At 69.9% G+C, this 20,457-nt stretch carries 25 protein-coding genes; 17 read left to right on the top strand and 8 right to left on the bottom strand.

From position 1 onward, the window contains the following. Positions 1-2: 2 nt before the first annotated feature. Both ftsY and M4I32_RS02105 read left to right on the top strand, forming a co-directional pair. Positions 3-875, top strand: coding sequence for a signal recognition particle-docking protein FtsY (gene ftsY, locus M4I32_RS02110; RefSeq protein WP_319032827.1), 873 nt, complete (start codon positions 3-5; stop codon positions 873-875). A gap of 96 nt (positions 876-971) precedes the next feature. Next, complete coding sequence (locus M4I32_RS02105; RefSeq protein WP_319032826.1) at positions 972-1,475, top strand: DUF2004 domain-containing protein; 504 nt, start codon at positions 972-974, stop codon at positions 1,473-1,475. A 62-nt stretch (positions 1,476-1,537) separates the two neighbouring features. On the opposite strand, the gene lipA is transcribed toward M4I32_RS02105, so the two are convergent. Together lipA and lipB are read right to left on the bottom strand one after the other, a co-directional pair. Further along, complete coding sequence (gene lipA / locus M4I32_RS02100; protein WP_319032825.1) at positions 1,538-2,527, bottom strand: lipoyl synthase; 990 nt, start codon at positions 2,525-2,527, stop codon at positions 1,538-1,540. 76 nt (positions 2,528-2,603) lie between these two features. Then, positions 2,604-3,254, bottom strand: coding sequence for a lipoyl(octanoyl) transferase LipB (gene lipB / locus M4I32_RS02095; RefSeq protein ID WP_319032824.1), 651 nt, complete (start codon positions 3,252-3,254; stop codon positions 2,604-2,606). A gap of 98 nt (positions 3,255-3,352) precedes the next feature. Between lipB and M4I32_RS02090 the strand changes: the two genes are divergently transcribed. Beyond that, positions 3,353-3,925: a TetR family transcriptional regulator gene (locus tag M4I32_RS02090; RefSeq protein WP_319032823.1), complete on the top strand. Its 573-nt coding sequence runs from the start codon at positions 3,353-3,355 to the stop codon at positions 3,923-3,925. Positions 3,926-3,967: 42 nt separating this feature from the next. Further along, positions 3,968-5,527, top strand: coding sequence for a signal recognition particle protein (ffh, locus tag M4I32_RS02085; RefSeq protein ID WP_319032822.1), 1,560 nt, complete (start codon positions 3,968-3,970; stop codon positions 5,525-5,527). A gap of 44 nt (positions 5,528-5,571) precedes the next feature. Here the strand turns inward: ffh and M4I32_RS02080 are convergent, their stop codons facing one another. The 3 genes from M4I32_RS02080 to M4I32_RS02070 are packed head-to-tail and all read right to left on the bottom strand — an operon-like array spanning position 5,572 to position 7,464. After that, complete coding sequence (locus tag M4I32_RS02080) at positions 5,572-6,762, bottom strand: glutamate--cysteine ligase (protein ID WP_319032821.1); 1,191 nt, start codon at positions 6,760-6,762, stop codon at positions 5,572-5,574. Positions 6,763-6,796: 34 nt separating this feature from the next. Beyond that, positions 6,797-7,117, bottom strand: coding sequence for a multidrug efflux SMR transporter (locus M4I32_RS02075; RefSeq protein ID WP_319032820.1), 321 nt, complete (start codon positions 7,115-7,117; stop codon positions 6,797-6,799). Next, entirely contained in the window at positions 7,117-7,464 is a 348-nt protein-coding gene (locus tag M4I32_RS02070) for a DMT family transporter (RefSeq protein WP_319032819.1), read from the bottom strand. The genes M4I32_RS02075 and M4I32_RS02070 overlap by 1 nt, the downstream gene beginning before the upstream one ends. A gap of 272 nt (positions 7,465-7,736) precedes the next feature. On the opposite strand from M4I32_RS02070, the gene rpsP reads away from it, so the two are divergent. The 5 genes from rpsP to pyk are packed head-to-tail and all read left to right on the top strand — an operon-like array spanning position 7,737 to position 11,174. Beyond that, the gene (gene rpsP, locus M4I32_RS02065; protein ID WP_319032818.1) at positions 7,737-8,153 is read left to right on the top strand and encodes a 30S ribosomal protein S16; all 417 of its coding nucleotides are present in this window, start codon (positions 7,737-7,739) and stop codon (positions 8,151-8,153) included. 4 nt (positions 8,154-8,157) lie between these two features. After that, on the top strand, positions 8,158-8,388 hold the full coding sequence (locus tag M4I32_RS02060; protein ID WP_319032817.1) for an RNA-binding protein: 231 nt from the start codon (positions 8,158-8,160) through the stop codon (positions 8,386-8,388). Then, on the top strand, positions 8,372-8,986 hold the full coding sequence (gene rimM / locus M4I32_RS02055; RefSeq protein WP_319032816.1) for a ribosome maturation factor RimM: 615 nt from the start codon (positions 8,372-8,374) through the stop codon (positions 8,984-8,986). The genes M4I32_RS02060 and rimM overlap by 17 nt, the downstream gene beginning before the upstream one ends. A 30-nt stretch (positions 8,987-9,016) precedes the next feature. Further along, entirely contained in the window at positions 9,017-9,694 is a 678-nt protein-coding gene (trmD, locus tag M4I32_RS02050; RefSeq protein WP_319032815.1) for a tRNA (guanosine(37)-N1)-methyltransferase TrmD, read from the top strand. Between the two features lie 37 nt (positions 9,695-9,731). Further along, on the top strand, positions 9,732-11,174 hold the full coding sequence (pyk, locus tag M4I32_RS02045; protein WP_319032814.1) for a pyruvate kinase: 1,443 nt from the start codon (positions 9,732-9,734) through the stop codon (positions 11,172-11,174). Between the two features lie 18 nt (positions 11,175-11,192). Here the strand turns inward: pyk and M4I32_RS02040 are convergent, their stop codons facing one another. From M4I32_RS02040 to map, 3 genes are all read right to left on the bottom strand, one after another. Continuing rightward, positions 11,193-11,483, bottom strand: a complete 291-nt coding sequence (locus M4I32_RS02040) for an HNH endonuclease signature motif containing protein (protein ID WP_319032813.1) — start codon at positions 11,481-11,483, stop codon at positions 11,193-11,195. A 241-nt stretch (positions 11,484-11,724) separates the two neighbouring features. Continuing rightward, a complete protein-coding gene (locus tag M4I32_RS02035; RefSeq protein WP_319032812.1) occupies positions 11,725-13,173 on the bottom strand; it encodes an HNH endonuclease signature motif containing protein in 1,449 nt (482 codons plus the stop codon). Between the two features lie 201 nt (positions 13,174-13,374). Then, positions 13,375-14,157 (bottom strand): type I methionyl aminopeptidase, encoded by a 783-nt coding sequence (gene map / locus M4I32_RS02030; RefSeq protein WP_319032811.1) that lies wholly within the window; start codon positions 14,155-14,157, stop codon positions 13,375-13,377. 64 nt (positions 14,158-14,221) lie between these two features. On the opposite strand from map, the gene M4I32_RS02025 reads away from it, so the two are divergent. The 8 genes from M4I32_RS02025 to dprA all read left to right on the top strand — a co-directional run bounded on the left by M4I32_RS02025 (position 14,222) and on the right by dprA (position 20,448). Next, on the top strand, positions 14,222-14,737 hold the full coding sequence (locus M4I32_RS02025) for an MFS transporter permease (protein ID WP_319032810.1): 516 nt from the start codon (positions 14,222-14,224) through the stop codon (positions 14,735-14,737). A gap of 168 nt (positions 14,738-14,905) precedes the next feature. Next, the gene (gene rplS, locus M4I32_RS02020) at positions 14,906-15,253 is read left to right on the top strand and encodes a 50S ribosomal protein L19 (RefSeq protein WP_319032809.1); all 348 of its coding nucleotides are present in this window, start codon (positions 14,906-14,908) and stop codon (positions 15,251-15,253) included. Positions 15,254-15,399: 146 nt separating this feature from the next. Next, entirely contained in the window at positions 15,400-16,143 is a 744-nt protein-coding gene (lepB, locus tag M4I32_RS02015; protein WP_319032808.1) for a signal peptidase I, read from the top strand. Then, on the top strand, positions 16,140-16,796 hold the full coding sequence (locus M4I32_RS02010) for a ribonuclease HII (RefSeq protein WP_319032807.1): 657 nt from the start codon (positions 16,140-16,142) through the stop codon (positions 16,794-16,796). The genes lepB and M4I32_RS02010 overlap by 4 nt, the downstream gene beginning before the upstream one ends. Positions 16,797-16,875: 79 nt before the next feature. Then, a complete protein-coding gene (locus M4I32_RS02005; RefSeq protein ID WP_319032806.1) occupies positions 16,876-17,202 on the top strand; it encodes a DUF2469 family protein in 327 nt (108 codons plus the stop codon). 137 nt (positions 17,203-17,339) lie between these two features. Beyond that, complete coding sequence (locus tag M4I32_RS02000; protein ID WP_319032805.1) at positions 17,340-17,702, top strand: YraN family protein; 363 nt, start codon at positions 17,340-17,342, stop codon at positions 17,700-17,702. Next, positions 17,699-19,225 (top strand): YifB family Mg chelatase-like AAA ATPase, encoded by a 1,527-nt coding sequence (locus tag M4I32_RS01995; protein WP_319032804.1) that lies wholly within the window; start codon positions 17,699-17,701, stop codon positions 19,223-19,225. Before M4I32_RS02000 ends, M4I32_RS01995 begins: the two co-directional genes overlap by 4 nt. Continuing rightward, a complete protein-coding gene (dprA, locus tag M4I32_RS01990; RefSeq protein ID WP_319032803.1) occupies positions 19,222-20,448 on the top strand; it encodes a DNA-processing protein DprA in 1,227 nt (408 codons plus the stop codon). Before M4I32_RS01995 ends, dprA begins: the two co-directional genes overlap by 4 nt. Positions 20,449-20,457 lie beyond the last annotated feature (9 nt).

Raw genomic sequence — 20,457 nt, 5'->3', positions numbered from 1 at the left:
CCATGGCAGACAAACCCTGGTCGCTCGGCCGAGCGCTGCGGAACATGTTCGTCGCACCGACGATCGACGAGACCACGTGGGACGACCTCGAGACCGCGCTGATCCAGGCCGACTTCGGCCCCGCCATCACCGAGCGGATCGTCGACGAACTGCGTGAGAAGGTCGACCGGTACCGCACGACCGATCCGAAGGATCTGCAGCGGATGCTGCGCGAGACCCTCGAGGAGCACTTCGCGCGCTTCGACTCGACCCTGCGGCTGACCGAACGGCCCGCGGTGGTGCTCGTGGTCGGCGTCAACGGGGTGGGCAAGACCACGACGATCGGAAAGTTCGCCAAGTTCCTGCAGCGCTACGGGCGCAGCGTGGTGGTCGGAGCGGCCGACACGTTCCGCGCCGCGGCCGTCGAGCAGCTCGCCACGTGGGCCGAGCGAGGCGGCGCCGCCATCGTGCGGCCCCAGCACGAGGGGCAGGATCCGGCATCCGTCGCCTTCCAGACGATCGAGCACGCAAAGGCGACAGGCACCGAGATCGTGCTCGTCGACACCGCGGGGCGCCTGCACACCAAGGGCGGGCTGATGGACGAGCTCGGCAAGATCCGGCGCGTGATCGAGAAGCAGGCGCCGATCAGCGAGGTGCTGCTCGTGCTCGATGCGACGACCGGCCAGAACGGGCTCATGCAGGCGCAGGCGTTCCTCGAGCACGCCGGGGTGACCGGGTTGGTGCTGACCAAACTCGACGGCTCTGCCCGCGGAGGCTTCGTGCTCGCCGTGCAGGAGCGCACCGGCATCCCCGTGAAGCTGATCGGTCAGGGCGAGGGGATCGGCGACCTCACCGGTTTCACGCCGCACGTGTTCGCCGCCGCCCTCGTCGAGTGAGCTATCGGGGCGCTCGCACGGCGATTCCGCGCTTTCAGCGGCGTTGCCCGCGCGCCGGGCTACCCTCGAAGCGCCCGGGGGTGGTTGCATGGGGGTATGGCGATCGAGCACGACTTCTTCGGACTTCTCGAGTCCGGCCCCGACGGGTCGATCTTCTGGTCTGAGCACATCGACTTCGGAGACCAGTCCGTCACCGTCGATCTGACCGCTCCGGATCAGGAGGACGTGACCTCCGACGCGCTCGATGTCGCCGCGGCGATGGTCTCGGCGATCGAGGGCATCGACCGCCGCGCCCGCGACGCCATGCTCACCGAGGTCGACAATCGCGCCAGCGAGGTGACGGAGTACATCCTGCAGCAGCAGGAGTCGCGGGGCGAGGACGCGCTCGAGGAGATCCTCGCCGACGTCTCCGGCGACGTCGCGGTGGATGTCGTGCGGTCGCTGCAGCTGATGAGCATGACGATCCTGGCGGATGAGCTGGGCAGCGGCGACCCGTTCGCCGTGCTCGAGTACGCGCTCGATCCCGATGCGACCGACGACGTGCTGCTGGTCAACCTGGCGAGCGACGGCGCGATCCAGTCCGTCACGAGCGCGGAGTAGCCGACCGGGCGTTTCGTCTCGCTGCGCTCGCTGAACGACCGGCGGAGACGAGACGCGGCAGGTCAGACGGCCTGCGCGAAGCCCTGCTCGACGCCCTCGGCGATGTGCGCGAGGTGCGGGGGAATCTCGCGGCCCTTCGAGATCATCGACTGGGCCCAGAGCCGGCCCGCCCGGTAGGACGAGCGCACGAGGGGTCCGGCGAGCACCCCGAGGAACCCGATCCGCTCGGCTTCCTCCTTGAACTCGACGAACTCCTGCGGCTTGACCCAGCGGGCCACGGGCAGATGCCGTGGCGAAGGCCGCAGGTACTGCGTGATCGTGATGATGTCGGTGCCGGCGTCGTGCAGGTGCTGCAGGGCGTCGACGACCTCCTGGGGCTCCTCGCCCATGCCGAGGATCAGGTTGGACTTGGTGATCAGGCCGGCGGCGCGCGCCTGCGTGAGCACGTCGAGCGAGCGCTCGTAGCGGAACGCGGGACGGATCCTCTTGAAGATGCGCGGGACCGTCTCGACGTTGTGGGCGAACACCTCGGGTCGCGAGTCGAAGACCTCGGCGAGCAGCGAGGGGTTGCCGCTGAAATCGGTGGCGAGGATCTCCACACCCGTGTTCGGGTTCATCGCGTGGATTCGGCGCACCGTCTCGGCGTGCAGCCACGCGCCTTCGTCGGGCAGGTCGTCGCGCGCGACGCCGGTGACCGTGGCGTAGCGCAGGTTCATCTTCACGACGCTCTCGGCGACGCGGCGGGGCTCGTCGGTGTCGTAGTCCGCCGGCTTGCCGGTGTCGATCTGGCAGAAGTCGCAGCGGCGGGTGCACTGCGATCCACCGATCAGGAACGTCGCCTCGCGGTCTTCCCAGCACTCGAAGATGTTGGGGCAGCCGGCCTCCTGGCAGACGGTGTGCAGGTCCTCGGTCTTCACGAGCGAGTGCAGGGCCGTGTACTCGGGGCCCATCTTGGCCTTGGTCTTGATCCATTCGGGCTTTCGCTCGATGGGCGTCTCGGCGTTGCGGATCTCGAGTCGTAGCAGCTTGCGGCCTTCGGGCGCGGCGCTCATTCGTGTCCCACTTCCTGCATTTTCGTGTTGCTCGTGCTCGTGCTCGTGCTCGGCCGGCGGATGCCGCGCGATGTGCTCATGCGGCGAGCCCTGCCGGGGTGCCGGCGTGGTTCGCCGCGAAGGCGGCCGCCACCTCGTCGACGATGTCGGCGGGCGAGATGTCCGCCCCCAGGATCTCACTCAGCGTGGTGACGCCGGCATCCGCGATCCCGCAGGGGATGATCCCGCGGAAGCCCGACAGCGAGTTGTCGCAGTTCAGGGCGAAGCCGTGCATCGTCACGCCCCGCTGCACGCGGACGCCGATCGCCGCCACCTTGTCCTCCGACAGGGGGCGCCGCACCCACACGCCGCTGCGCCCGTCGACGCGATACCCGTCGATGCCTCGCTCGCGCAGCACGTCGATGAGCAGGCCCTCCAGTCGCCGCACATGGGCGACGACGTCCACCGGCTCGGTGAGGCGGAGGATGGGGTATCCGACGAGCTGGCCGGGGCCATGCCAGGTGATCTTCCCGCCGCGATCGACGTCGATCACCGGGGTGCCGTCGGTGGGCCGCTCGTGGGCCTCCGTGCGCTTGCCGGCCGTGTAGACCGCCTCGTGCTCGAGCAGCAGCAGCGTGTCGGGGTGCTCGCCCGCCACGACGTCCGCGTGGATCCGGCGCTGCAGGTCCCATCCGTCGAGGTAGGGGACGTAGTCCGGGGCGAGACCGGTCTTCTGGATCTCGAGCATGCCGCTCCTGGCGTGAGGTGGTTTCTGGATCGCGTCCAACAATACGCCCGAATGGGGCGAGCGGCACGCGCGCACCCACGCCGCTCTAGGGTGTGACCGTGACCTTGCCCCATCGCCCCGGGCGCCCCCGGGCCTCATCGCGAGACATGCTCGCCGAGGCGGCGTGCGAGCTCTTTCTCGAGAACGGATACGAGTCGACGTCCGTCGCGGACATCACGCGGCGGGCGGGAGTGAGCCGGTCCACCTTCTTCAACTACTTCTCGTCGAAGGCGGACGTGGTCTGGGGTGGCCTCGATGAGCGGATCGTCGCCCTCGAGGCGCGGCTGAGCGAGGCACCCCCGGGCGACGCCCCCGAGCACATCCGGGCCGGGATAGCGGAGCTGGCCGCCGGATTCGTGCCTGACACCCTGGCGCTCGCGCTGCTCCACGCGACCACCATGGGCTTCGCCGGCGAGCTCGAGCGCGAGGCATCCGTCCGACGTGCGCGCATCGGTCGAGCCGTGGCGCAGCGGATGCGTCGCGACGGTGCCGAGCGCCTCCGCGCCGACGTGGTGGGTGCCGCGGTGGGCGGTGGAGTGCTCGCCGCGATCGAGGTCTGGGCCCAGGCCGGCCCCGACCGCCCGGACCTGACCGGCCTGGTCGAGAGGGTGCTGGGCTTCGCGGGGCTGTGAGGCGCCGGACGGCTGCGCCGGCTCACGTAAACTTGGCTCATCATGGCTACTTTCGGCACGCTCTCGGACCGGCTCACCGACACCTTCCGCAACCTGCGCACGAAGGGCAAGCTCTCGGCGGCGGACGTCGATGCGACCGTGCGCGAGATCCGGCGAGCGCTCCTCGACGCCGACGTCGCCCTGCCGGTCGTCAAGGACTTCGCCACCACCGTGCGCGAGCGGGCGCTCGGCGATGAGGTCAACCGTGCTCTGAATCCCGCGCAGCAGGTCGTGCAGATCGTCAACGAAGAGCTCGTCGGCATCCTCGGCGGCGCGCAGCGTCGGCTGCAGTTCGCCAAGAACCCCCCGACCGTCATCATGCTCGCCGGCCTGCAGGGCTCGGGTAAGACGACCTTCGCCGGCAAGCTCGCCCGCCTTCTCGAGAAGGACGGCCACACCCCGCTCCTCGTCGCGGCGGACCTGCAGCGGCCCAACGCCGTCAACCAGCTGCAGGTGGTCGCCGAGCGCGCCGGTGCCACGATCTATGCCCCCGAGCCCGGCAACGGTGTCGGCGACCCTGTCCGGGTCGCCCGCGACGGCGTCGAGCATGCCCGCCGTCAGCAGCACGACGTCGTGATCATCGACACCGCGGGACGACTGGGCGTGGATGCCGAGCTGATGAAGCAGGCCGCCGACATCCGCCGGGCAACCCAGCCGGACGAGGTGCTCTTCGTCATCGACGCGATGATCGGTCAGGACGCGGTGAACACCGCCAAGGCGTTCCAGGAGGGCGTGGACTTCACCGGCGTCGTACTGTCGAAGCTCGACGGCGATGCGCGCGGTGGTGCGGCCCTTTCGGTGGCCTCGATCACCGGACGTCCGATCATCTACGCCTCGACCGGCGAGGGCCTCGACGATGTCGAGCCGTTCCACCCCGATCGCATGGCGAGCCGCATCCTCGATCTGGGTGACGTCCTCACCCTGATCGAACAGGCCCAGCAGGCCTTCGACGAGGACGAAGCGCGCAAGGTCGCCGAGAAGCTCTCGAAGGACCAGTTCACGCTCGAGGACTTCCTCGAGCAGATGCAGCAGCTCAAGAAGATGGGCTCCATGAAGAAGATGCTCGGCATGCTGCCGGGCATGGGCGCGATGAAGGACCAGATCGAGAACTTCGACGAGAGCGAGATCGGTCGCACCGAGGCGATCATCCGGTCCATGACGCCGGGGGAGCGGCGCAACCCCAAGTCGCTCAACGGCTCGCGGCGCCTGCGGATCGCCCGCGGCTCGGGCATGACCGTCACCGACGTGAATCAGCTCGTGCAGCGCTTCGATCAGGCCGCGAAGATGATGAAGACCGTGGCGCGGGGTGGGATGCCGCAGATGCCCGGCATGGGACCGGTGCCCGGAAGCCACGGGGGAGGAAAGCGCGGCAAGCAGCAGAAGGCCAAGAGCGGCTCGCGCTCGGGCAATCCTGCCAAGCGCGCGGCGGAGAACGCGGGGCGTGTCGACAAGCCCGCCGCGAACGGGTCGGGATTCGGCCTCGGCGCGGGTGCGGCGGGCGGCGACGCGGCGCCGAGCGAGGCCGATCTCGCCGAGATCCAGAAGATGTTCGGCAAGGGCTGACGCCGCGCCGGCTCTCGAGAGAGATTCCGGCGGCCGGAGCGAGGTCAGGCCCGCGGGTCCTCCGTGCGCGGCGAGGCCGCGAGGTGCGCGAGGTGGTCGCGCAGCGTGGGTCCGTCCCGGAACTCGCGGATGAGGTGCTGGACGACGGCGTGCAGGTCTCCGCCCGCGGCGTCCGCCGCCGCCACCTGACGCTGCGAACTGGCGCCCTGGTCGAGGATCGACGAGATGCCCGAGAACTCCCGTGAGCACTTCAGCTCCTCGGCGATCGGAGCGAGCTCGGCGACGAGGCGGCGCACGTCTCTCGCGACCGGAACCTGCGTGCCCTCGCGGTCGACGATGACGTGCGCATCGAGGCCGTACCGGGCCGCCCGCCACTTGTTCTCACGGATGAACCAGGGCTGGATCGACGGAAGCGGCTCGCCCCGGTCGTAGGCACGTGAGAAGTGCTCGACGAGCGCCTGCACGAGGGCGGCGATGGCCGCGAGCTCCGGCAGCGTCGACATCCCGTCACACGCGCGCACCTCGATCGTGCCCCACCTCGGGGCCGGGCGGATATCCCACCGCACCTCGGTCGCGTCGGCCATGACGCCGGTGCGCGACATGTCGTCGAGATAGTCCTCGAACTCGCTCCAGGTGCGCATCTGCCAGGGCAGGCCTGCGGTGGGGAGCTGCTGGAACACCAGTGCCCGGTTGGAGGCGTAGCCCGTTCGCTCGCCCGCCCAGTAGGGGCTCGATGCCGAGAGCGCCTGCAGGTGCGGCAGGTAGATCGACAGGGCGTTGATGATCGGCAGGACGCGCGTGACATCCTCGACGCCGACATGCACGTGGACGCCCCAGATCATCATGTTGCGGCCCCACCACTGGGTGCGATCGATCAACGCGTGGTACCGCGTCTTGTCGCTGACCCGCTGGTCGTACCACTGGGCGAACGGGTGGGAGCCCGCGCTCAGCAGCTCGATCCCACGCGGGTCGGTGACGCGGCGCACGGCGGCGGTCGCATCGGCGATGTCATCCACCGCCGCGGCCACCGTGTCGCCGACGCCGCTCGTGAGCTCGATCGTGTTGGTGAGCAACTCGCCGGTGACGGTGAAGCGCTCGAGACGGATGTCGTCGCCGAGCCCGTCGATCACCTCGGGGGCACGACCGACGAGGTTGCCGCTGTCGCCGTCGGCGAGCATCAGCTCCCACTCCAACCCGACGCTGGAGCGGGCGGAGGGCGCGAAGGGCACCGTCATCCGCACATCTTCCCACGCGCGCCCGCGTCGGGGGCTAGGGGGCGCCGAGTTCGATCAAGAGCACGCCGCCGACGATGGCGACGATGCCCAGCCCCATCACCCAGGTCAACGGCTCCTTGAACAGCAGGTGGGCAAGCACGGCCGTCAGCGCCACGCCGCAGGCCGCCCAGATGCCGTACGCGATCCCCACCGGCATTCCGCCGTTCAAACACTGGAAGAGCATGACGAACGCGACGACGTACGAGACTGCGACGGGCGCGATCCACACCCGTTTGCGGAACCCTTCGGATGCCCGCAACGACAAGGTCCCCGTCACCTCGAACACGATCGCCCCGGCGAGGAACACCCAGACCATCACGATCGCCCTCGCACCTGCCGGTGGTGGGCGGACGAGCCGATCTCGACGAGCAGCACCCCGCCGATCACCAGGACGATGCCGAGCGACATGACCCACGTCAGCGGGTCGCCGAACAGCACGGCGGCCAGAACAGCCGTCAGAGCGACGCCGCATGCCGCCCACACGCCGTAGACGACGCCGATCGGCGCACCGGCTCGCATGAGCAGCGAGAGACTGACGAAGGCGCCGGCGTACCCCACCACCACGAGGACGAGCCAAGCGATGTGCTCGGTGAGCAGGTGGAGCGACAGCGTCGCAGACACCTCCAGCACGATCGCTGCAGCGAGGTACAGCCAAGTCCGCATGGTCGCCTTCCGGATGACGCGCGCGTGTGAGGGCCGCGGGATGGTGGGGCGCCATTCAAACTAGCGGATGCAGGCCGAAGGGCAGGATGTGTCGTCCCGGGCCGCCACGCGGTGGGTTCGCGGCATCCCGGGGGATCTGGCAGAATAAAGGGTCGGACGTGGCACCCGACCCTCTAATCCGGTGTCGTCGTCCTCCCTCAGAGCTTCCGCCGGGTGTGCACCCCACTCTCCAGGCGATCAGTTCGACCACCTTCCACACATTCAGGAGAATCGTGGCTGTCAAGATCCGTCTCAAGCGCATGGGCAAGATCCGCGCGCCGTACTACCGCATCGTCGTCGCCGATTCGCGCACCAAGCGCGACGGCCGTGTCATCGAAGAGATCGGCAAGTACCACCCGACCGAGGAGCCCTCGTTCATCGAGGTCGACTCGGAGCGGGCGCAGTACTGGCTGAGCGTGGGCGCCCAGCCGAGCGAGCAGGTCGCCGCTCTGCTCAAGCTCACCGGCGACTGGGGCCGCTTCAAGGGTGACAAGGACGCGGTCTCGACCGTGAAGGCCCCCGAGCCGAAGCAGGCCTTCCAGGCCGACGCGGCGAAGAAGCCGGTGCTCGCGCCCAAGTCGGAGAAGAAGGCGGAGAAGCCGGCCGAGTCCGCCGCCGACGCGCCTGCCGAGACCGCAGACGCCGAGTAAGACCTTGCTCGCCGCCGCGCTCGAACACCTGGTGAAGGGCATCGTCGATCACCCCGACGAGGTCCGGATCGGCACGCACACCTCCCCGCGCGGGGAGGTGCTCGAGGTGCGTGTGCACCCCGATGATCGTGGCCGGGTGATCGGGCGCGGTGGCCGCAACGCCAAAGCCCTCCGCACGCTCGTCTCCGCCCTGGCAGACGGCCGGCGCGTGCGCGTCGATGTTGCGGACGACTGACGTGGCCGAGGGGAAGGGTGCTGGAAAGGCCCGCCCCCCGCAGGGGGCGAAGACGCAGTTGCGCGTCGGGCGCCTGGTCAAGGCCCACGGCCTGAAGGGCGCGTTGAAACTCGAGCTGTTCACCGACGACCCCGAGGGGCGCTTCACGCCCGGCGCGACCTTCACCCTGCAGGTTCCCGAGTCTTCGCCGTGGCACGGCAAACCGCTGACGGTGCGCGAGTTTCGCTGGATGAACAGTCACCCGGTCGCGTTCTTCGAGGACGTGGACGACAGGGAGGCCGCCGAGAGCCTGGTGAAGGCGATTCTGTGGATCGACGCGGATGCCGCGGCCGAACCCGCGGAGGCCGATGCCTGGTACGACCACCAACTCGTCGGCCTCGACGTCGTCCGCGACGGAGCGGTCGTGGGTGCCATCGTTCGGGTCGACCATCTGCCCGCGCAGGACCTGCTCATCGTCAACACCGGCGAGCGCGAGGTGATGGTGCCGTTCGTCGGTGCGATCGTGCCCGAGGTCGACGTGCGTGCGGGCCGCGTCACGGTGACGCCGCCGGCCGGGCTGTTCGAGGACCTCGCCGACGAGACCCCCGACGAATCCTGACGCCGGGTCCCTGCGGCCTACACTCGTCAGGTGCGCATCGACATCGTGACGATATTCCCGACGTTCTTCGATGTGCTGGACATCTCGCTGATCGGCAGAGCCCGCGGAAGCGGACTGCTTGATCTGCGGGTCCACGATCTGCGGACATGGACCCACGACCGGCACCGCACCGTCGATGACACGCCGTACGGCGGTGGCGCCGGCATGGTGATGAAGCCCGAGCCCTGGGGCGAGGCGCTCGACGAGATCCTCGCCGACGACGCGCTCCTGATCGTGCCGTCGCCCGCGGGAGAGCGGTTCTCGCAGCCGATCGCCCGAGAACTCGCCCAGGAGCGTCAGCTCGTCTTCGCGTGTGGCCGCTACGAGGGGATCGACCACAGGGTGATCGATCACTACGCCTCGCGGGGGCGGGTGCGCCTCGTGAGCCTCGGAGACTACGTGCTCAACGGCGGGGAGGTCGCCGCGATGGCCATGGTCGAAGCGGTGTCGCGTCTGATTCCGGGGGTCGTGGGCAATCCTGACAGCCTCGTCGAGGAGTCCCACGAGGATGGTCTGCTGGAGTACCCGAGCTACACCAAGCCGCCCCTCTGGCGCGGATATCCGGTGCCGCCGGTGCTTCTCAGCGGAAACCACGGCGCCATCGCGGCGTGGCGGCGCGATCAGAGCATCGAACGCACTCGCGCACATCGACCCGATCTGCTTCCGTAAGCTCGGTACCTCGACGCACACCGATAGAGGAGCCCTCATGCGCCGCGCCAAGATCGTCGCCACACTCGGACCGGCATCCTCGTCGGCCGAGACCATCGAGCAGCTGGTGCGCGCCGGGATGGACGTGGCGCGACTGAACCTCAGCCACGGTTCGCACGAGGTGCACGAGGAGGTGTACCGGCATGTGCGCAACGCCGCGGAGGCCACGGGCTGTGCCGTAGGCGTGCTCGCGGACCTGCAGGGTCCGAAGATCCGCTTCGGCAGGTTCGCGGACGGGCCGCACCTGCTGACGGAGGGGGAACGGTTCACGATCACGACCGAGGACGTGCCCGGTACCGCGCAGATGGTCTCGACGCCGTTCCAGGCGCTGCCGCACGAGGTCGAACCGGGTGACGCCATCCTCGTCGACGACGGCAAGGTGCGTCTTCGTGTCGCCGAGGTGGATGGCCCCCGGGTGCTGACCGATGTCGTCGTGGGCGGAACGGTGTCGGACAACAAGGGCATGAACCTGCCCGACCGTGCGCTGAGCGTGCCGGCGCTGACCGAGAAGGACGAGGAGGATCTGCGCTGGGCGCTGCGCCTGGGCGTCGACATCGTCGCGCTGTCGTTCGTCCGCTCCTCCAAGGACGTGCTGCCGGTGTGGCGCATCATGGCCGAGGAAGGCCGGCGCGTGCCGGTTATCGCGAAGATCGAGAAGCCGCAGGCGGTCGACGACCTGCACCAGATCGTGGACGCCTTCGACGGCGTCATGGTCGCCCGCGGTGACCTCGGGGTCGAGTTGCCGCTCGAGCAGGTGCCGATCGTGCAGAAGCGCGCGATCGAGGATGCGCGCCGCTGGGCCAAGCCGGTGATCGTCGCGACCCAGATGCTCGAGTCGATGATCACCGCCGCCGTGCCCACCCGTGCGGAGACCTCGGATGTCGCGAACGCCGTCCTCGACGGGGCGGACGCGGTGATGCTCTCGGGTGAGACGAGTGTCGGTCACGACCCCGTGGCGGTGGTGGAGACGATGGCGCGGATCGTCGCGTCGACCGAGGAGCACGGCCTGGAACGCATCCCGCCGCTGGGGACGAAACCCCGCACGCAGGGTGGTGCGCTCACGCTTGCGGCAGCGACCATCGCGGACTTCGTCGAAGCGAAGTTCGTGTGCGTCTTCAGCCAGTCCGGTGATTCCGCACGGCGAATGGCTCGCCTGCGCCACATCATCCCGCTCTTGGCATTCACCGACGTGCCGGGCACCCGATCGCGGCTGGCGCTGTCGTGGGGTGTCGAGTCGTTCCTGGTGCCGCGCGCGCCGACGACGGACGAGCTGATGGACCTCGTCGACGAGGTGCTGCTCGGCACAGAACGGGCGAGTGTCGGCGACAAGGTGATCGTGACGGCGGGTGCGCCCCCCGGCATCCCCGGGTCGACCAACAACGTGCGAGTGCATGTCGTCGGCGACGGCGCGCGGCCCGTGCCACGTCGCGGTGCCTCTTGAATCGGCAACCGCCGCCAGCTACTCGTCTTCCGCAGGCAGAAGCGCTGTCGATATCGTTGCGTGACGGACGAGGAAGGCTCGCTCGTCCAGGCTCTTTCGGCGAAGCCACGCAGTGACCTCGCCATTGTGCTTGCTCGCGTTACACGATGCGCAGGCCGGGACCACGTTCTTCAAGGTGTAACGGCCACCGCGAGAAATCGGCATGATGCAATCGCGCTGCACGGCGACATCTGTCGCCTGGCAGTACGCGCAGCCGCCCCACGCTTCGCGGAGGCCGGCCCATTGCTCGGGTGTGAGATCGTTGTCCACGCGTGCCAGCCGCTGCTTTCTGCGCTTGGCATACCGTGCGCGAGCCGCAGTCGACCTCGCAGCAGGAGGGAACTTGCGACCAGCAGGCACATGTTCACCGTACTGCGCAGGGTCGTCCCCGACAGGACCGATGCTGTGGCGTGGCCGCCGAAGTGCGCTCCCATCTCTCCGGCGGTGAGGCAGGAAGAACTCGAGCCCGTTGTCGAGTCAGCGCTGAGGAACGGCGATAACGTGCCCTGTCTCAGTGAGCGGTGATGCGGTCACGGATGCGGATGAGCGAGGACGTTGCGGGCCGCCAGCGGGAGTGGGGGTCCCACCAGGAGGGGCCGCGGATCTCGGGGATGCCGTGGGCCATCCTGATCGCCCAGCCGCTGGTGTCGAGTGTGCGGTGGTGGTGCCAGCAGAGCAGGACACCATTGTCGGTGTGGGTGGGTCCACCGCGTGCGTGTTCGTCGACGTGGTGCACTTCGCACCACGTCGACGGGACGTGGCAGCCCGGGATGAGGCAGCCGCCGTCGCGGAGGGCGATGGCGCGGCGTTGGTGGTGAGTGAAGATGCGCTCGTGACTGGTGATCGAGATGATCCGTCCGGTGTCGTCGTTCACGACCCGGGTGACGGAGCCGGTGCAGGCGGCGTGGCGGGCGGCGGCGATGGAAACGGGTTCGGGGGTGCCGTGTACGTGGGCCCAGCCGCGCCCGGTTGCCAGGTCGCTCTCACGGACGGACACGACGAGCGTGGGTGCGGCGCTGCCGAGGACGGGCAGGGTGCCGGATGCGGCCGCGGCGGTGAGGATCGTCGCAAGGGCGTCGTGCCGGCGTTGCGGGCCCGTGCGGGTTTCGGTGGGCACGGGGGACGGGGCGTCGCCGATTGCGCTCTCGTCTTCGGCGTCCGCTGCGCGGTGATCATCGGCATCGGGTGTGAAACGCGGGCCGTCGTTGCGGGGGTTGAGGATGCTGTCACAGAGCTGCTGGAATTGCCCGGCGACCTCGGGCAGCAGATTCCCGCGAATCGGGATCACCCCGTGGCGGGGACGGCCCACAGTGATTCCGCGTCGGCGGGCGATGGCCGCCTCGCGGGGCTCGGCGCCGTCGGGGTCGAGGACCAGGGACCAGACCTGCGCCATCATCCGCAGGTCCTCGCTCGTCGCCGGCGGTGCGGCGTCGGCTCCCGCACCGCGTGCCGCGTTCGCCAGCTCCTTGTCGGCGGCGGTGATCGCGTCCCGCCCGGCGCGGGGCAGTGCGCTCGCCAGGACGCCGGCGACCGCGAGGATCGCATCGAGGCCGACCGCACCATCGGCGAGTGCGGCACGCATACCCGGAAAGTCGGCCGGCAGCTTCTGCCCAGTCACCGGCGACACGCTGCACCGAGTGCTCGTCGCAGCGCGGAGAAGATCGTTCGCGCGGTGACGGCAGACACGGGTTGCGCGTTCAAGCAGCTCCGGCACCGAACCGCATCCCATGCGGGTGCTCAGCCGCTCGGACCGCATGGGCGAATCGGAGCGAGTCCGGACCTCACCGGCCGCCTCGATCAGAAGCGCCTCGGCGCTGCGGACCAAACCGGCCGCGGTCGCCGCGAGCTCCAGCAGTGCGTCGTCGTCGAGCTCGCCGATCGCACCATCGCGGAGCACCGCCCCGGCGACGTCGCGCGCAGCATCCGAGATACCCTCAAGTGCCGTGCGAGTATCGTTCATACGTTCGATTGAACACGGGGCTACCGACATTCGGGGGCCGGAAAGCGCACAACCTTCAACCTCAGGATGAGGTCATTTTCGCCGCCGCTCGTATCGGGCGTTTCGACTCGCCCCCGGCTCGCTCAACGACCGAAGAGCCTCCGGCTCGCTCAACGACCGAAGAGCCTCCGGCTCGCTCAACGGCCGGCCGCCCGACCGTGATCAGTCCACGCCCAGCCAGGAGCGGTCGGTCAGCACGATCGGGCCGTCTTCGGTGATCGCGATCGTGTGCTCGGAATGCGAGCCGCGTGAGCCGTCGCGGCTGCGCAGCGTCCACCCGTCGGGGTCGGTGACGATCTTGTCGGTCGTCGCAAGGAACCAGGGTTCCAGCGCCACGACGAGTCCCGCTCGCAGCGGGAATCCGCGGCCAGGGCGGCCGTCGTTCGCGATGTGCGGGTCGCCGTGCATTTCTCGGCCGACGCCGTGCCCGCCGAAGTCGGTGTTGATCGCGTAGCCCTCGCCGTGCGCCACCGCGGCGATCGCCGCCGAGATGTCGCCGGTGCGACTGCCCGCCTGCGCGGCGCGGATGGCGGCATCCAGCGCGCGCTCGGTCGTGTCGATCAGGCGAAGGTCCTCGTCGCGGGGAGTGCCGACGATGAACGAGATTGCCGAATCGGCGACCCAGCCGTCGATCGCGACCGCGAAGTCGAGTGTGACGAGGTCGCCATCGCGCAGCACGTAGTCGTGCGGGAGCCCGTGCAGCACAGCGTCGTTGACCGACGTGCAGATGACCTTGCCGAACGGGCTGGCGCCGAACGAGGGGTGGTAGTCGATGTAGCAGGACTCCGCACCGGCGCGGCGGATCAGCTCATGTGCGCGCGCGTCGATCTCGAGCAGGTTCGTGCCCACGGCGGTCTCGTCGCGCAGGGTCGCGAGCGTTTCGGCGACGAACCTGCCTGCCGGGCGCATCTGCTCGATCTCGGTGGGGGTGCGCAGTTCGATCATGGAGTTCCTTTCAACCCGACCCATTCTCTCTGATGCGTCCGCTGTGCGGCGTAGCATCGACGACATGTGGGTACGCAAGGCGTTCTTCGTGTGGCTGGTGCCGTCGGCATTCGTGCTGCCGCTCTGGCTCGTCGTGGGCTGGGCGGTGTTCCAGCCGAGCGCCTGGGTGTTCCTCTGGGTGCTCTTCATCGCCGTCCCGTCGGTGCTGGTCGGCCAGCTCGTCCTGACGCTGCTGATCCGAATGCGACCGGCTGTGCGCTCCGAGCGCGCCGTGTCGTGGTGGGATGCCGCGGGCATCACACTCTGGCACGGCCTCACCATCGCCGTCGGGTTCTATGCGCCGGCCTGGTTCGTGCCGGCTCTCGTCGCGGCGATCGCGGCGGGCCTTGCGCTGTTCTGGGTGAGCATCTGGCAGATTCTGCGCGACGCCCGCACGAGTGGGGAACGAATCATGCTCCGCTACGCCGCCACGAGCGGGCCGGGCGCGGATTCGGGACGGCGCGAAGATCCCGACGCGCGCGCGGCGTCCGACGTCTTCATCGTCACCGAGGGTGAACAGGATCGGCGCGAGCGCGACTGAACCGGCGGTTTGGTAGCCCACGGCTTCCGTGGCAAGATGGACCCTTGTGCCGATACCGGCTCTGCCTCAGGGGAGCCCGCGGAACCTTCTCCGGTCCGCGACGCACATCATTCACGTCATCCCAATACATGCGCGGCCGACCTGCGGCGGCCGCAGGAAGAGCAGATCATGCAGATCCTCGATGCAGTCGATGCGGCCTCGCTTCGCGACGACATTCCCGCCTTCGGGCCCGGCGACACCGTGAAGGTGCACGTCAACATCACGGAGGGCACCCGCTCCCGAATCCAGGTCTTCCAGGGCTTCGTGCTCGGGCGTTCGGGTGACGGCGTGCGCGAGACGTTCACCGTCCGCAAGATCAGCTTCCAGGTCGGCGTCGAGCGGACCTTCCCCGTGCACAGCCCGGTGATCGAACGCATCGAGGTCGTCAGCCGTGGCGACGTGCGTCGCGCGAAGCTGTACTACATGCGTGAACTGCGCGGCAAGAAGGCCAAGATCAAGGAGAAGCGCGACAACTAGCGCCCTTCCAGACGAAGGCCCCGGCACCGAACAGGTCCCGGGGCCTTCGTGCTCCTCCATGCCTGAGCGCGCAGCGCGGCCGGGACGGGGCGAATGTGCGAACCTTGTCAGGAGCGGCGAACGATCCCGGGCCGCGGAGGAAGATCGTGGATACCGCAGTGACACCAGCCGCCGAGACGCCACCCCGAAGCCGGCGGCGCGGCCTCCTCGTGCTCCTGCGCGACGTGGTCGTGATCGTGCTGGTGGCGGTGCTGGTCTCGTTCCTCGTCAAGACGTTCGTGGTCCGCTCGTTCTACATCCCCTCGGGGTCGATGGAGAACACCCTGCTGGTGGACGATCGCATCCTCGTCGACGAGATCACCCCGCGCTTCGGCGGCTACGATCGCGGTGACGTGGTGGTGTTCCGGGATCCGGGCGGGTGGCTGCCGGCGCAGGCCGAGCCGGTGCGAGCACCCCTGGTCGAGGCGGGGGAGTGGCTGCTCTCGCTCGTGGGTCTGGCGGCACCCGACAGCGACGACCATCTCATCAAGCGCATCATCGGGCTCCCGGGCGACCAGGTGGTCTGCTGCAACGCGATCGGGCAGATCACGGTGAACGGCAGCCCGGTCGATGAGTCCGCCTACCTGCGGCTGCCGACGGGTGAGACCGCGGCATCCGCCGATGCCTTCGACGTGGAGGTGCCGGACGGCAGCATCTGGGTGCTGGGTGACAACCGCTACGAGTCCCGTGACTCGCGCTACAACCAGGAACAGCCCGGCCGCGGCTTCGTGCCGTTGGACAACGTCGTCGGGCGCGCGTTCCTCATCACGTACCCCTTCGACCGACTGGGGCTGATCGACGCGCACCATGAGGCGTTCGCCGGCGTGCCGGCCGCGCAGGGGGCCGGATGACGGTGATCGAACCGCGCCTGACGCTGGAGCGCCGCCTGCTCCGCGAGCATCCGGTCGTGATCGCCTGCGACGAGGTCGGGCGCGGCGCGCTGGCGGGACCGGTCGCCGTCGGTGCCACGGTGATGGATGCCGCCCTGGTGCGGCGACACATCCCCGCGGGCTTACGCGATTCCAAGCTGATCCCCGAGGCGCGGCGTGCGGACGTCGCCGCCCGCTCGGCGCGGTGGGTGTGCGCGAGCGCGATCGGCTGGGCGAGCGCGGCCGAGGTCGACGAGCGGGGCATCATCCGGGCGCTCGGGCTCGCGGCGCTGCGCGCCCTCGCCGACCTGCGCGCGCACGGCGTCGATCCGGGGGAGGGCGTCGTCATCCTCGACGGCAACCACGACTACATCACGCCCGCCGGCGGTGAGGGGCTCGACGTGCGACCCGTGATCAAGGGCGATCGCGACTGTGCCAGCGCTGCCGCGGCATCCGTGATCGCGAAGGTCGCACGAGACAGCTTGATGACGGGGCTGCACGACGACGCGCCCGAGTACCGCTGGGCACGCAACAAGGGCTACGCGAGTGCGGAGCACCGGCTTGCGATCGCCGAGCACGGGTTGAGCCCGCACCATCGCGCCTCGTGGGCGATCGGTCCCGCGACCCTGTTCTGACATCTGCCCATGCCGCGGCCGCCCCCGGGCCGGCATCCACGACTCGTCTGCCCGCGCGCGACTCTAGGATGGAGTCACAATGGATGACGAAGTCTTCGATGACTATGACCGCGAGCTCGAGCTGGCTCTGTTCCGCGAGTACCGCGACGTGGTGTCGCAGTTCCAGTACGTGATCGAGACCGAACGACGCTTCTACCTCGCCAACGACGTCAACGTCGTACGCCGCGACACCGAGCACGACTTCTATTTCGAGCTGACGATGTCGGACGTGTGGGTGTGGGACATCTACCGCGCTGACCGGTTCGTCAAGTCGGTACGGGTGATCACGTTCAAGGACGTGAACATCGAAGAGCTCTCCCGGCGCGATTTCGAATTGCCCCAAGAGCTCTCACTCGACGGCGAGTAGCCGCTCCTCACCTTCCCTCCCCACGGCCCCCGGGTCCCTCACCTCCACGGAAGACCGGTCCCCGCCGAGGGCCGATCGTTCGACGCTGACACCGTGGATGCCGCGCGACGACAACGGTCCGCGCGGAGGGAGTCGGCGTGGCAGACAAAGATGAGCGTGGGCGCGCGGGAGAGGCGCGTGCGGCTCGCCACCTGGAGCAGGCAGGCTGGCGCGTGCTGGCACGCAACTGGCGCTGCGTGCACGGCGAGATCGACATCGTGGCCGAGCGTGGCGACGAGATCGCCATCGTCGAGGTCAAGACCCGACGCACTCGCCGGTTCGGTCATCCGCTCGAGGCGATCACGCCCCGCAAGCTGACGCGCCTGCGCTACCTGGCGATCGCCTGGGTGATGGCGAATCCCGAACGGGCATGGGGCCGGCAGGTGGCCCTGCACGCGGTCGCCATCACGGGCGACGACCCCGACACGGGCGCGCTGGAGCACCTGGAGCACCTGCAGTGACGGTCGCGCGCACATGGGGTGTGGCCCTGACGGGAGTGGACGGTGCTCTCGTCGAGATCGAAGCCGACCTCTCGAGCCAGCTCCCCGACTTCCGCCTGATCGGGCTGCCCGACAAGGCGCTGGGCGAGGCGCAGCTGCGGGTGCGCAACGCCGCCAGCAACTGCGGCATGTCGTTGCCGGCGCGGCGGATCACGGTCAACCTGTCGCCGGCGAGCCTGCCCAAGCACGGGTCGGGGTTCGACGTCGGCATCGCGGTCGCGGCACTCGCCACCGCGGGCGGGTTCTCTGCGGCATCGCTGGCGCGCACCGTGCACGTCGGTGAACTCGGCCTCGACGGCCGGCTGCGGCCCGTGCCGGGCGTTCTGCCCGCCGTGCTCGCCGCGGCGCGGGCGGGCAAGTCCTGTGCGGTCGTCCCGCACGCCAACCTCGAGGAGGCTCGTCTGGTCGCGGGCATCGAGATCCTCGGCGCCATCTCCCTCGCGGATGTCGTCCGCCACCACGGCGCAGAAGCACCGGTGCTCGATCTGCAGCCGGTGCCCGCGCCGGAGGAGATGCCCGCGCCCGAGCTGCCGCGCGAGCTCGCTGACGTCATCGGCCAGCGCGACGCCGTCGACGGTCTGATCACGGCGGCTGCCGGCGGCCACCACGTGCTGCTGAGTGGGCCCCCGGGTGCAGGAAAGACCATGCTCGCCGCTCGCCTGCCGGCGATCCTGCCCGATCTGGACGAGGACGCGGCTCTCGAGATCGCCGCTGTGCGCTCGATGTCCGGGCATGCCGTGCGCGCACTCGAGCGCATTCCGCCGTTCGAGGCGCCGCACCACTCCGCGTCGGGCGCGGCCCTGGTCGGCGGGGGCAGTCGCGTCGTACGGCCTGGAGCCATCGCCCGGGCCACGGGCGGCGTCCTCTTCCTCGACGAGGCCGGCGAATTCCCCGGCCACGTGCTGGACGCGCTCCGCCAGCCCCTCGAGCGCGGACGGATCACGATCCACCGCGCGGGGGCGGTCGCCACCTATCCGGCGCGGTTCCAGCTGGTTCTCGCGACGAACCCCTGCCCGTGCGGCGAGTACGGCGTGGCGGGAGGGACGTGCACCTGCCCTCCGCAGGCGGTGCGCCGCTATGCCGCGAAGCTCTCCGGGCCGCTGCTGGATCGCATCGACATCGAACTGCGGATGAACCGTGTCAGCGTGGCGCACCGCAGTGGGGCCTCCGAGACGGTCTCGACCGCCGATGCCCGCGCCCGTGTGCTCTCCGCACGCGCGCGGGCGGCGCAGCGGCTTCGCCACACCCCGTGGTCGCGCAACGCCGAGGTCGACGGCACCTGGCTGAGACAGGGGCCGTCCGCGATCCCTCCCGCGGCCAGACGGCCGCTCGACGCGGCCCTGCAGCGCGGAGCGCTCACCCTGCGCGGATATGACCGCGTGCTGCGTGTGGCATGGACGCTCAGCGACCTCGCCGGGAGCGACTCACCCCAGCTCACGCACATCGGCCGCGCGCTGTTCTTGAAGAAGGGAATCCCCGCATGAGTGTCATGACACGCGCCGATCTGAGCCGCTGGGACGCGCGGGCCCGACGGGATGCGCTCGGGTGGATGTGCACCGGCGATGACGATCACGTGCGGGATGCCTGGGCCCGGGCCGTCTGGACGATGCTCGCGGAACCAGGCGACGGCGTCGCCGGTCGCCTCATCGCTGAGCTCGGGGCCGACAACGCGCTCTCCCTCGTCGCTTCGGCGGCCACCGCCCCGACGCTGCCGGACGGTGACGCCTCGGCGCTGCTGCCCGCCGATATCGCGCAGGGGCTCGCACGCTGGCGACCGCGGCTGAGCGCCGACGCCGTGCGCGCGGTGTTCCACACCGGCAGGGCCGCCGGGCTCACGCTCGTCACGCCGGACGACACGGGCTGGCCGGCACGGCTGGCAGACCTGGCGGAACACGCGCCCCACGCCCTGTGGGTGAAGGGGGATGCCGCTTGGGCATCGAGCGCCGCGGCGATCGCGCTCGTCGGCGCTCGCGCAGCCACGGGCTACGGCGAGAACGTCGCGCTCGAACTGGCCTCGCAGCTGGCCGCCCATGGCGTCACCGTCGTTTCCGGCGCGGCGTTCGGCATCGACGGGGCCGCGCACCGGGCGGCCCTCCTGGCGGGAGGGGGCACCGTGGCCGTGCTGGCGGGCGGAGCGGAGAAGGCCTACCCCTCGGGCCACCGCGAGCTGCTCCGCCGCGTCGCTTCGGCGGGCGCCGTCGTCGCCGAGGTCGCCCCCGGCACCGCGCCCACCAAATGGAGGTTCCTCGCGCGCAACCGGGTGATCGCCGCCCTCTCGGATGCCGTCATCGTGGTCGAAGCCGGGTGGCGCAGCGGGTCGCTCAACACGGCCGGGCATGCCGCGTCGCTCGGGCGGCCGCTCGGCGCCGTGCCCGGTCCCGTGACCAGCGCCGCCTCCGCGGGCTGCCATCGGCTGCTGCGCGACTACGACGCGACCTGTGTCACCGGCATCGACGATGCGCTCGAGCTGATCGGCGCGCGCACGCGGTGGGGCGGCTCGGGGGCTGACGGCGGCACCGACGACCGTACGCGCGCACTCGACGCCCTGTCCGTGCGGCAGGTGCGGGACGTCAGCGAGATCGCGCGGCGCGCGGGCATGTCGGAGACGGACGCCGCGGCCGTGCTGGGTCTGCTCGAGCTGGAGGGACTCGCGGCCCGAGACATCCGCGGCTGGCGGCGCGCCGCCGCCGGCGCGAGGGCGCGGTGAACGCATGCT

It is taken from the genome of Microbacterium sp. LRZ72 (assembly GCF_033792225.1).
Classification (GTDB): domain Bacteria; phylum Actinomycetota; class Actinomycetes; order Actinomycetales; family Microbacteriaceae; genus Microbacterium.
This window is presented reverse-complemented; position numbering and strand designations above follow the sequence as displayed.

Coding starts and splice junctions, on each gene's coding strand:
- ftsY (WP_319032827.1), top strand. CDS start 3: ATGGCAGACAAACCCTGGTCGCTCGGCCGAGCGCTGCGGAACATGTTC.
- M4I32_RS02105 (WP_319032826.1), top strand. CDS start 972: ATGGCGATCGAGCACGACTTCTTCGGACTTCTCGAGTCCGGCCCCGAC.
- lipA (WP_319032825.1), bottom strand. CDS start 2,527: ATGAGCGCCGCGCCCGAAGGCCGCAAGCTGCTACGACTCGAGATCCGC.
- lipB (WP_319032824.1), bottom strand. CDS start 3,254: ATGCTCGAGATCCAGAAGACCGGTCTCGCCCCGGACTACGTCCCCTAC.
- ffh (WP_319032822.1), top strand. CDS start 3,968: ATGGCTACTTTCGGCACGCTCTCGGACCGGCTCACCGACACCTTCCGC.
- M4I32_RS02080 (WP_319032821.1), bottom strand. CDS start 6,762: ATGACGGTGCCCTTCGCGCCCTCCGCCCGCTCCAGCGTCGGGTTGGAG.
- M4I32_RS02075 (WP_319032820.1), bottom strand. CDS start 7,117: ATGGTCTGGGTGTTCCTCGCCGGGGCGATCGTGTTCGAGGTGACGGGG.
- M4I32_RS02070 (WP_319032819.1), bottom strand. CDS start 7,464: ATGCGGACTTGGCTGTACCTCGCTGCAGCGATCGTGCTGGAGGTGTCT.
- rimM (WP_319032816.1), top strand. CDS start 8,372: ATGTTGCGGACGACTGACGTGGCCGAGGGGAAGGGTGCTGGAAAGGCC.
- pyk (WP_319032814.1), top strand. CDS start 9,732: ATGCGCCGCGCCAAGATCGTCGCCACACTCGGACCGGCATCCTCGTCG.
- M4I32_RS02035 (WP_319032812.1), bottom strand. CDS start 13,173: ATGAACGATACTCGCACGGCACTTGAGGGTATCTCGGATGCTGCGCGC.
- map (WP_319032811.1), bottom strand. CDS start 14,157: ATGATCGAACTGCGCACCCCCACCGAGATCGAGCAGATGCGCCCGGCA.
- M4I32_RS02025 (WP_319032810.1), top strand. CDS start 14,222: ATGTGGGTACGCAAGGCGTTCTTCGTGTGGCTGGTGCCGTCGGCATTC.
- rplS (WP_319032809.1), top strand. CDS start 14,906: ATGCAGATCCTCGATGCAGTCGATGCGGCCTCGCTTCGCGACGACATT.
- M4I32_RS02010 (WP_319032807.1), top strand. CDS start 16,140: ATGACGGTGATCGAACCGCGCCTGACGCTGGAGCGCCGCCTGCTCCGC.
- M4I32_RS02005 (WP_319032806.1), top strand. CDS start 16,876: ATGGATGACGAAGTCTTCGATGACTATGACCGCGAGCTCGAGCTGGCT.
- dprA (WP_319032803.1), top strand. CDS start 19,222: ATGAGTGTCATGACACGCGCCGATCTGAGCCGCTGGGACGCGCGGGCC.